General features: G+C 60.8%; 9 protein-coding genes and 2 pseudogenes. 5 read left to right on the top strand and 6 right to left on the bottom strand.

What is annotated here, in order from left to right:
• Positions 1–169 precede the first annotated feature (169 nt).
• A pseudogene (locus CE491_RS05590) lies at positions 170–524 on the bottom strand (IS30 family transposase); the annotation flags it as partial.
• 1 nt (position 525) lies between these two features.
• Positions 526–851, bottom strand: a pseudogene (locus tag CE491_RS05585) (IS3 family transposase); the annotation flags it as partial.
• A 139-nt stretch (positions 852–990) separates the two neighbouring features.
• On the opposite strand from CE491_RS05585, the gene CE491_RS05580 reads away from it, so the two are divergent.
• Positions 991–2,055 (top strand): LLM class flavin-dependent oxidoreductase, encoded by a 1,065-nt coding sequence (locus CE491_RS05580; RefSeq protein ID WP_110947361.1) that lies wholly within the window; start codon positions 991–993, stop codon positions 2,053–2,055.
• A gap of 173 nt (positions 2,056–2,228) precedes the next feature.
• Here CE491_RS05580 and CE491_RS05575 read toward each other — a convergent pair whose 3' ends face one another.
• Positions 2,229–3,230: an alpha/beta fold hydrolase gene (locus CE491_RS05575; RefSeq protein ID WP_110947360.1), complete on the bottom strand. Its 1,002-nt coding sequence runs from the start codon at positions 3,228–3,230 to the stop codon at positions 2,229–2,231.
• A gap of 160 nt (positions 3,231–3,390) precedes the next feature.
• Between CE491_RS05575 and CE491_RS05570 the strand changes: the two genes are divergently transcribed.
• Positions 3,391–4,074, top strand: coding sequence for a TetR/AcrR family transcriptional regulator (locus tag CE491_RS05570; RefSeq protein ID WP_110947359.1), 684 nt, complete (start codon positions 3,391–3,393; stop codon positions 4,072–4,074).
• 16 nt (positions 4,075–4,090) lie between these two features.
• On the opposite strand, the gene CE491_RS05565 is transcribed toward CE491_RS05570, so the two are convergent.
• Positions 4,091–4,516 carry a DUF3830 family protein gene (locus CE491_RS05565; RefSeq protein WP_110947358.1) on the bottom strand — a complete coding sequence of 142 codons (426 nt, stop codon included), beginning with the start codon at positions 4,514–4,516 and terminating at the stop codon, positions 4,091–4,093.
• A 31-nt stretch (positions 4,517–4,547) separates the two neighbouring features.
• A complete protein-coding gene (locus CE491_RS05560; protein WP_199885001.1) occupies positions 4,548–5,060 on the bottom strand; it encodes a cucumopine synthase-related protein in 513 nt (170 codons plus the stop codon).
• A gap of 357 nt (positions 5,061–5,417) precedes the next feature.
• Between CE491_RS05560 and CE491_RS05555 the strand changes: the two genes are divergently transcribed.
• Both CE491_RS05555 and CE491_RS05550 read left to right on the top strand, forming a co-directional pair.
• On the top strand, positions 5,418–6,314 hold the full coding sequence (locus CE491_RS05555) for an ABC transporter substrate-binding protein (RefSeq protein ID WP_110947357.1): 897 nt from the start codon (positions 5,418–5,420) through the stop codon (positions 6,312–6,314).
• A gap of 1 nt (position 6,315) precedes the next feature.
• Positions 6,316–7,995 (top strand): FAD-dependent oxidoreductase, encoded by a 1,680-nt coding sequence (locus tag CE491_RS05550; RefSeq protein WP_110947356.1) that lies wholly within the window; start codon positions 6,316–6,318, stop codon positions 7,993–7,995.
• Between the two features lie 52 nt (positions 7,996–8,047).
• Here CE491_RS05550 and CE491_RS05545 read toward each other — a convergent pair whose 3' ends face one another.
• On the bottom strand, positions 8,048–8,836 hold the full coding sequence (locus tag CE491_RS05545; protein ID WP_110947355.1) for an SDR family NAD(P)-dependent oxidoreductase: 789 nt from the start codon (positions 8,834–8,836) through the stop codon (positions 8,048–8,050).
• Positions 8,837–8,944: 108 nt separating this feature from the next.
• On the opposite strand from CE491_RS05545, the gene CE491_RS05540 reads away from it, so the two are divergent.
• A complete protein-coding gene (locus CE491_RS05540) occupies positions 8,945–9,748 on the top strand; it encodes an amino acid ABC transporter ATP-binding protein (protein WP_110947354.1) in 804 nt (267 codons plus the stop codon).
• Positions 9,749–9,767: the final 19 nt, after the last annotated feature.

Genomic DNA, 9,767 nt, shown 5'->3' with positions numbered 1-9,767 from the left:
ATGCAGCTGTCTCCAGTAGAGTATGAGAAACGCTATTTCCTGAGCTTGGAGAGTGTCTAGAAAATCCGGGGCGATTCATTGTTTGTAAGCGTCCAACCAACAAACCATGCCGGCCGCTACAGAGGCTAGACCAAGAAATCAGTATCCTTACACTCTGGATTACTCAGAGTCACTTAACTAAACCGGAGTTGATAAGGCAGATTCGCCCGGTCGTCGCAACACTGGATTGCTGGACAGATTTTAGATACTCACTAAGTGCTTCGGCAGGTGTTTTCCAGCCGAGTATTGTTCGGGGTCTCGTGTTCAGTGCGTGGGCTACTGCATGGATCTCTTGGGCACTCCGACGAGACAGGTTGGTGCCTCTCGGGAAGTATTGCCGTAGAAGACCGTTCGTATTTTTCGTTCGTGACGCGCTGCCATGGACTATGGGGGTCAGCAAAGAAAATCTTCACTCCGGATTCGATGGTAAATCGACCCTGATCCGATAGCGCCCTCCCACGGTCCCAGGTCAAAGATCGCCACAGTCCCTTGCGCCCAGATGTAAGTGACGTCGCCGGACCACACCTGATTGGGCACAGGAACATCGAACTCTCGATTCAAAATATTCGGAATATCTGGTCGCTCCACCGTCGCTCTTTATAAGCATGCGATCCCGGTTGCTTGCTGATCAATCCCAGCTCCCGCATCAGGCCACGTACCTTGAACCGGCCAATCTGCTCGCCATCTTCCTGCATCCTCGACACGATGCCGCGGCTGCCGGCAGCGCTTCGACTTTGTGTAAACAGCTCGTTGACCCGACTGCATAGTCGGACTCGCTCAACGTCTGGAGCCCGCCGTCTGAGGCGCATGTACAGCCCAACTGGACAGAACCCGTCACACCGGAAAACGCTATTTTTTAATCGCTCGATTAATTTCTGGCCTGGAACCTGCTTGCAGACTGGCAGGTGAGCCCGCTGGGGCGCTCGCGCCGTCTGCCAGAAGGTGGTTTGCATGAAATTTGGTCTGTTCAACCTGATGGGCTATCGCGACAACCCCAAAGGCGTAGCCGGGGTTGTCGATGACACTCGTTCGATGGTGTCGCTCGCCGAGGCAATCGGTTTCGACGTGGCCTGGTTCGCCGAGCACCATTTCACCAACTATTCGGTCAGTGTCTCGCCCTTGATGGTGGCTGCTCACATGGCCGGGCATACCTCACGTATAAAACTTGGTGCCGCTGTGGTGGTTTTGCCCCTGTATGACCCGATGCGCGTAGCCCAGGAAATCGCCTTGCTTGACCAATTGAGCGGTGGGCGCGCCGTGCTGGGCGTGGGCACGGGCTACCAGGCATATGAGTTCGAGCGCTATGGCCAGGATGTAGCGCTGAAAACCGAGGTGTTTCTCGAGTATTGGGAGGTGCTGTCCCAGGTACTGAGCACCGGTAGCGTGGAGTTCCAGGGCAAGCACGTCAGCGTGCCGCATACGCCGATTACCCTGGGTACGCGTAACGGTGGCATGCCGCCGTTGTACTGCACCTCATCGGCGCCGGATGTTCTCGCTGTGTTGGCGCCGTGGAGCCCAACGCCGTTCATGACCGCTGGCTGGCGGGGGACGAAGATGTTGCTGCAAATGGTCGATCACATGCGCGAGAGTTGCACCCAGGCCGGCTTGAACGCGGCGAAAATCCCGGTGGCATTGCAGCAATACGTTCACGTCACCGACAGCCCGAGCGAGGCGCTGGATGCCGCCGAACGGGCCCGCTATGTGGGGCGTATGGTCGCTGCGCTGCGCTCGCCGGATCTGGTATTGCAGGGCTCCATGGTGCAGGCGCCGCCACTGGTCAATGAGCCGCCGCTGGAGACCTTTCGCGATAACCTGATCATCGGCCCGGCTGAATACGTGGCAGAACGGATTGCCGAGGAAATACGCGCGGTCGATCCGATTCACTACAACGCGTTCTTTCAGTTTGGGGATATGCCGATTGAAAGAGCGCGGCGGTCGCTGGAGCGGTTTGGTAGTGAGGTGCTGCCGATGCTGGAGAAGGAGTTTGGGTCGCTGGAGGGGATTGGGGTGCGTTGAGCTGAACTGTGATAATTGTCGAATCCACCGCAGCTCAGCCCTCTCCCCCTGGGGAAAGAGTTGGAGTGAGGGGTCGATCTTGAATGGGATGCAAGAGCCAGAATTGCCCCCTCATCCTAGCCCTCTCCCCCAACGGGGCGAGGGGATTGGATGGTGGTGGATTTGGAAGCTGTTTACCCCAGCAAATCCCGAATCGCCTGCTCCACCTTGGCACTCTCCGCCGCAAACCGTCCCGGCGCACCTGCGCAGTGGCCATACGGCGACTTCAATGGGCGCCAGTCGGCATTCTTCAGGCAGGACCATTCGATGCGCGCCTCTTCAGCGACGAAGTAGGCGTCGGTACTCGATGGCATGAGAATGCAACGTGCCTGCACTTGCGACAATGCTTCGGTCAGCCGCAGTTCGTGCCTTGCGCGGCTCGGATCGCCACGGTGCCAGGCGTCGAGCACCGCGAGCAGGTCATTGGCGTCGTGTTGGCAGTGGTCGTCTTCCCAGTCGCGCAGCAAGCTTTCCAGGTTCGGAAAGCCCATGCCTTGGTAAAGGCTATTGCGGAAGAACTCTGCACTGTAGGCCCAGCCAGCGTACGCGCGGCCGAAGGCCCTTAACCCACGGGTCGGCGGCGCCAGGTAGCGGCCGGCTGCGTAGGTGTTGTCTGCCTGCAGCGCGGCGCGCACGCCTTCCAGGAATACCTGGTTGATCGGCCAGCAGCGCGCCGTTCCGCACACGGCCAGCAGCGCGCGGACCTTGCTTGGGTAATGAACGGCCCATTCGAACGCCTGCATGGCGCCCATCGACCAGCCGGCGACCAATGCGAGGGAGTTAACCCTCAGGTGCTCCAGCAGCAGCGCCTGGGCGTTCACGCTGTCGCCCAAGGTCAGTTCCGGGAAGCGCGCGCCGGACTGGCGTACCGAGTTGCTCGGCGACGTCGAATAGCCGTTGCCGAACTGGTTGACGGTGATGATGAAGTGCCGCGCCGGGTCAAGTGCCTTGCCGGGGCCGATCCAGGCACGGTACGAGTCGTGATTGCCGGTGTAGTAGCTGGGTAACAACACGGCATTGTCGGCTGCTGCGTTCAACTGGCCACAGGTTGCGAAGGCCAGCTGGGCATCATGCAGCACGCCGCCCCTTTGGAGGGGCAGGTCGCCGAGGTTGAATCGTTGCGGTTCGGTGCCCATCGGTCAGGTTCTCAGTAAGGTTATAGGATGTCTATGCCGTTGGATCTGCTAGCGTTCAATCGTACAATCAATTAATTAGCGCATGGACTAAAGGCCGCGTCCGGCTGATAATCGGTCTCGCCCCGCAGTTGGCGGGAATCTGAAGAGTCCAGGGTCTGACATGGCATTGAAAAACAAAACGGCGGTCCTCGAGAAAAACCTGGTCAAAGCTGCAGCCAGCAATAGCGAAGAAGCTGACATCGCTGCGGTACGCGACAAACGCCAGCAGTCCGATGTGGCCAAGACTCTGCAAACCGCAGCGTTGAACCTGTTCGCCGAGCACAACTATTCCACCGTCACCATCAAGGACATTGCCAAGGCCACCGGCATGAACTCGGCGCTGATCTATTACTACTTTGGTAGCAAGGAAGAGCTGTTCCTGGGCGTGGTCGAATCCACCGTGGAGGACGCCTTCCGGCAATTCAACGCGGTGAAGTCCGACGAAGCCGACCCGCAGTCGATCATCGTGCTGTGGCTGCAGATCCATATCCTGCAGTTCGCCCTGCTGCAAAAACTCGCCAAGGTGAGCCTCGACTACGCCCGCGCGCAGAGCTATACGGCGCGCATCGACAAGGCCATCAAGAAGTTCTACGACAAGGAATCCCTGGTGCTGCGCAAGGCCATCAAGGACGGGATCGCCAGCGGCGTGTTCCGCGAGGTCGACCCGGCGGAGATGTCGATGTTCATCTCCACCTACCTGGACGGCGTGCTGTTCCGTTCGATGATGTTCCCCAAATTCAACTACAAGCGCGCCATTACCGGCATGCGTGAGTTGATTCTGGAACACCTCAGCCCTCGAGGCTGAGGCGTTCCCTCGCTGCTCAGTCGGCGATTTCCAACTCCACCAGCGCACCCTGTTCGAACCAGGTTTCCATGCCGGTGACCTTGAGTTGTAGGGCGCCCTCGATCACTTCGCCGATGTACGAGATCGGCAACGGCTCGGCGGAGACGTCATCGCCGTAGACGATGCACAGCTGCTGGCGCGGGCTGTAGAAGCATACGGCGCCGGCGGCATGGCCGGTCTTGGCGATACGCTCGCGGCCTACATCCTGGGTCAGGTAGCGGTTTTCCCAGGGGGCGACGATCGGCAGGGTGAAAAACACCAGGTCGCCAAGCAGCTTGCCGTGTTGCAGGGAGCTTTGCAGTGGAAGCTTCTCGCGGAAGATCTTCGCCAGGTTAGGCACCTTGTCTTCCCATATCTCGATCAGGCAGATGGACTGGCCTTCGACTTTCAAGCGCAAACGCATAACGGGCACCTCGATACGTAAAGGGGGCGATTCAGGCCGTGGCGGTTTTAGTCTTGGGTTTACGGAAACCGTCACCGACACCCCAGGGGTAAACGTGGTCGACCCACATGTGCAGGCGGTTGGCCCAGGACAGGGCTGCGCCGGTAAGGCGTTCCAGCTCGTCTAGACTCGCGGTGGCTTCGGAAGCGGCAACGTATTGGTGAACCATGGCCGCGGCAGCTGGCAGGCCGACGAAGTCGAAGAAGTCCGCCTTGTAGCCGATGATTTGGCTAATGATCATTTTCAGGGTGCCGAGGTCGGCGTCTGGCTTGCGGCACACCTCGATCAGGCCCCAGAACATCTCGTCGGCCAAGGTACGGGTTTCGCCCTCGGCGAACATCAAGGTGCTCAGGTATTGCCCGCGAGCACCGGTACCCCTGGGGATTTCGCCGCGGCCAATGGCGGCAACTTCGTGGGGCATGGTGCGCCAGATGGCTTCGCGTTCGCGTTCGAGAAGCGCAATCATCTGGTCGGTGGTAATCGTGGCTGTTGCCGGATTGCTCATGGTAATGCCCTTCTGAAGGTTCAGCTGGATGTCCCGAAGAGACTATGCCCGAGGTTGCCTCCTTGCAAGAATAAATTAATCGTTGAATTAACATGCACGAAATTGGTGTTTTTTCGTGCGCCGATGCGCTGCTCTGGTGCGCTTGTTTGGGTCAATGCTGGCGGGGGCTTAAGGGAAAAATATCAAGCCGATCAATGGCGGTTTTTATTAATCATTCGATTAATTTTAGTGGCATGCTTGTTGCTCAATGGTTTTCAGCGTCGCTTGTGGAGGGCGCCCGCAGGTTTGGCTGAGCGTACCAGCAGTGCGCACTGATCCCGAGATGAGAAGCCGATGAACCCTAGACAGTCGCTCCGTATGCATTTGCCCCTCTTTGCCTTGACCTGCAGCCTCTGGTCGTACGCCGACGCTGCCACCGAGCTCAGTATTCCTGTTGAAACCATGGACCCGGCCTTGCACGCCATGCTGCCCGAGGCGATTCGCAAGGCCGGTTTCATCAACCTGGTAACCGACGCCCATTATCCGCCCTGTGAGTCCTTCGCCGCTGACAACAAGACGATGATCGGTTACGAGCCGGATCTGTGGGATGCCATGGGCCAGAAGCTCGGCGTCAAGGTGAAAACCAGCTCTATCGCCTTCGATGGCTTGATTCCAGGTGTGCAGAGCGCTCGCTACGACGTGGCCATGGAATGTATTTCCGACTCGCTGGAGCGCGAGAAGCAGGTGACCTTCGTCGACTTCTCCTATGCGACCAACGCCTTCTATACCCTGAAAAGCAACGCCAAGGTCACTGACGACCCACTGTCGTTGTGCGGCCTGACCGCCGCTGTGCAGTCGGGTACCGACTTTGCACCGACCATCACCGATCTGTTCTCGCCGCATTGCGTGAACGCTGGCAAGCCACCGATCAAGCTGGCTCAGTACCCCAGTGCTGACGCGGTATTGATGGCGCTGTACTCCGGGCGTGCGGACTTCGTGGTCAACGATGCGGCCTCCGCCAAAGACATTGAAAAAGCGGCGCCCAAGCCGATCAAGGTGATCACCTCCGACCTGATGCCGAAGTTCTACCTGGGCATCGTCATCAAAAAGGAAAACACCGAGTTGGCCAATGCCATGCTGGCTGCCCTCAAGGCCGTTCAGGCCAGTGGCAACTACGACAAGATCATGGACAAATGGGACTTGGCCCCGTTGAAGCTGCCGACCCCAGGCATCAACTTGACCGCAACCAACCCGTTGCAGAACCCGAAGCCCTGACATGACCGGTCGGCTTGCTGATAATCCGGCGGTGGCTGCCCAGCCGCTACCGGCTTCCCCCGACCGTACGCTGGCTTGCGATGTGCTGGTGGTCGGGTCCGGGTCTGCCGCGCTGGCCGCTGCGCTCACTGCTGCGGCAGGTGGATTGCGGGTGCTGGTGCTGGAGAAAACCACCTGGCTGGGCGGCACCAGCGCGATGTCGGGCGGCGCCACCTGGGTGCCGAACAACCATCACGCGCGCGCTGCGGGCCTGGCAGACAGCGCCGAAGAAGCATTGATGTACCTGCGCGCCAGCGCCCCCCGTGGCTGGCGCGACAGTGAGGATGAACTCTGGCAGCGCTTCAGTGCAGAGGCCGGGCCAATGCTGGCCAGCCTGGAAGCCAATTCCCCCCTGCGCTTTGAACTCACCGGTGAGCCCGACCCTTTACTGCAATACCCCGGTGCCAAGCGCGCCGGGCGCATGCTTGCACCCCTTTCCCTGCGCGCTGCCGGCCTTGGCCTTGGCGCGTGGGTCAAACGGCTACGGCCATCGCCGCTGCCGCAGTTCTACAGTTATCACGAGATCATTGGTCTCGACGTTTACCATCACCCCTTTGCCAGCGCCCTGCGCCTGGCGCCGAAGCTGCTTTGGCGCTGGTTGAGCGGCACGCGCAGCAAAGGGGCCGCCTTGATTCTCGGCCTATTGGCCGGTTGCAGGCAGCACGGTTGCAGCTTTGAACTGGAGGCGCGGGTAACCGAACTGGTCCAGGATGAAGACGGTCGTGTGACCGGCGCTTGGGCACAACAGAACGGCAAATGGCTGAAGGTAGTCGCCCGGCGCGGGGTGATTCTCGCCAGTGGCGGTTTCGAGTGGGATGCCGAACGGCTGACCAGGCACTTTCCGGGGCCGCTGGACTACATCGCCAGCCCGCGCAGCAACGAAGGCGATGCCCACCGCATGGCCGAGGCCATCGGCGCACGGCTGGCCAACATGGACCAGGCCAACATCAACCCAGCCATGCCGTGGCGCTATGAGGGCCGCGCGCATTGCCTGGCGGTGTTCTTCCATTACGAGCCTAACGCGATCATCGTCAACCGCCATGGGCGGCGTTTCGTCAACGAGTTCACCTTCAATATCGGTGAAGCGCTGGACGAGCGCAGCGGCCACGGCGATGAAACGTTGCATCTGCCCGCCTGGGTTGTCTCCGATGCCAGGCTATTGAAGCGTGCGCCGTTGCTGCGCTGGTTCTGGCGCTTTGATCGGCGCTGGCTGGTGCGTGCGGCGAGCCTTGCCGAACTGGCCGAGAAAATTGGCGTGCCGGCGCAAGCGCTGGCGGCCACGGTTAAGCGCTTCAATGGCTTTTGCACCAGCGGTGTCGATGAAGACTTCGGTCGCTCCGACATCGGCGGTGCTCATGCCGCCGAGGACAAGCGTATTCATGCGGGCCTGGAAGCCATTCAGGGCGGGCATTATATCGCCATGCCGTTCAACCGTTCGTTCCTCGCCACCAAGGGCGGCCCGCGTACCGACAGCGGTGGCCACGTGTTGCGCGAGGATGGCAGCCGCATTCAGGGCCTTTACTGCGCCGGCGTGGCGATGGCCAACCCGATCGGCACGCGGGCCGTGGGTGCAGGCACGACCCTGGGGCCGAACATGACCTGGGGCTACATCTGCGCCCGGGAAATTCTCGCCGGTGCTTGAGCCGGGTACAGGTTTGCCGCGGGCTGATGATTCAGCCCGCAGCCTGTGCGCCTCAGCCCGCGAGGTACCAGGTGTTCACCCCACCGCCATCGACGATGAGCATTTGCCCGGTGGTGTAGCTGGCATCGTCACTGCACAGGTAAGCCACGGCCTTCGCGACCTCAGTGGGCTGGCCGGCACGTTTGAGGGGCAGGCGCGAGACTTCCTCGGCCAGCGCCACTTCCCGGGCTTCCCAGCCGCTACCGGCTTCGCGGATCGGGCCAGGGCTTACACCGTTCACGCGGATGCCGTGAGAGGCCCACTCCAGGGACATCTGCACCGTCAGGCTGACGACTGCGGCCTTGGCGGGACCGTAAGCCCCGGCACCCGGATAAGAGCGATGAGCGGAGGCACCGGCAATGTTGACGATGGCACCCAACTTGCGTGACTGCATGCGCCGGGCCACGGCAACACTGAGCAGGAAACAGGATTTGAGGTTGCCGATGATCACTTGATCCCAGCTTTCCTCGGACAAGGTCAGCAGGGCGCCCGGTGCGCCGAAGCCGGCATTGTTGACCAGCACATCGATGGGGCCAAGGCCGTTTTCAACCTCGGCCACCAGGGCCGCTACAGCGGCGGAGTCGGTGAGGTCGCACAGACACACCAGCGCTTGGCGGCCCAGCGCGCGCATTTCAGCGGCTGTGGATTCTGCTGCGGTGCGGTCGGAGCGGACCACGATGGCGACATCCGCACCTTCACCGGCCAGCTGCATGGCAATCGCCCGGCCGATGCCCTTGGCACCGCCGCTGACCAGGGCGATTCGCCCGGCGAAGCGGGTGGAAACAACAGTGGTTTGAGTCATTGGAGCGTCCCGAAAGAGCCGAGGGATTCGGCGTTCAACAGCGACTTTGCAAGTTCGGCGCCAGTACGCCGGGCTGGCAACAAGATCCCTTTATTGGAGAGACGCCACATGAACGACACCCTTACCAGCGCCGCTACCCCATCGGTGATTTCAGCGCGACAAGTGCTCAAGAGCTTCAAGGGGCAGGAGGTCCTGCGCGGCGTGGACCTCGCCGTGGAGCAGGGCGAAGTGGCTTGCTTGATCGGCCCATCCGGCTCGGGGAAGTCGACCTTCCTACGCTGCATCAACCACTTGGAAAAAATCGACGGTGGCGCGCTGTATGTGGACGGTGAAATGGTCGGCTACCGGCGTGTCGGCAACAAGCTCCATGAACTGCGCGATTCAGAAGTCGCGGCGCGCCGGGCAAGGATCGGCATGGTCTTCCAGCGCTTCAACCTGTTCGGCCACATGACCGCCCTGCAGAACGTTGCCGAGGCACCCATGCAGGTAAAAGGCGAATCCCGGGAGCAGGCCATGGAAAACGCCCGGGTGTTGCTGACCCGGGTCGGGCTCGCTCATCGGCTGGACGCCTACCCCCGACAGCTCTCCGGAGGCCAGCAACAGCGGGTGGCAATTGCCCGGGCCTTGGCGATGAAGCCACGGCTGATGCTGTTCGATGAGCCAACCAGCGCACTGGACCCGGAGCTGGTGGGTGAGGTGCTCGATGTGATGCGTGACTTGGCCAGCGAGGGCATGACCATGTTGGTGGTGACCCACGAAATGGCCTTCGCCCGGGAGGTGGCGAGCAAGGTCGCGTTCATGGACCAAGGCGTGGTGGTAGAGATCGCCAGCCCGCAAGAGCTGTTCGAGCAGCCACGCCAGCCGCGCACCCGGGAATTTCTTTCCAAGGTGATTTCGACTGCCCGTGGATAGTACTTGCGTTAGTTAATCG

It is taken from the genome of Pseudomonas bohemica, assembly GCF_002934685.1.
GTDB lineage: Bacteria > Pseudomonadota > Gammaproteobacteria > Pseudomonadales > Pseudomonadaceae > Aquipseudomonas > Aquipseudomonas bohemica.
Note: the sequence above shows the minus strand (reverse complement) of the source record. Positions and strands in the feature narration are given on the sequence as shown.

Coding starts and splice junctions, on each gene's coding strand:
- CE491_RS05580 (WP_110947361.1), top strand. CDS start 991: ATGAAATTTGGTCTGTTCAACCTGATGGGCTATCGCGACAACCCCAAA.
- CE491_RS05575 (WP_110947360.1), bottom strand. CDS start 3,230: ATGGGCACCGAACCGCAACGATTCAACCTCGGCGACCTGCCCCTCCAA.
- CE491_RS05570 (WP_110947359.1), top strand. CDS start 3,391: ATGGCATTGAAAAACAAAACGGCGGTCCTCGAGAAAAACCTGGTCAAA.
- CE491_RS05565 (WP_110947358.1), bottom strand. CDS start 4,516: ATGCGTTTGCGCTTGAAAGTCGAAGGCCAGTCCATCTGCCTGATCGAG.
- CE491_RS05560 (WP_199885001.1), bottom strand. CDS start 5,060: ATGAGCAATCCGGCAACAGCCACGATTACCACCGACCAGATGATTGCG.
- CE491_RS05555 (WP_110947357.1), top strand. CDS start 5,418: ATGCATTTGCCCCTCTTTGCCTTGACCTGCAGCCTCTGGTCGTACGCC.
- CE491_RS05550 (WP_110947356.1), top strand. CDS start 6,316: ATGACCGGTCGGCTTGCTGATAATCCGGCGGTGGCTGCCCAGCCGCTA.
- CE491_RS05545 (WP_110947355.1), bottom strand. CDS start 8,836: ATGACTCAAACCACTGTTGTTTCCACCCGCTTCGCCGGGCGAATCGCC.
- CE491_RS05540 (WP_110947354.1), top strand. CDS start 8,945: ATGAACGACACCCTTACCAGCGCCGCTACCCCATCGGTGATTTCAGCG.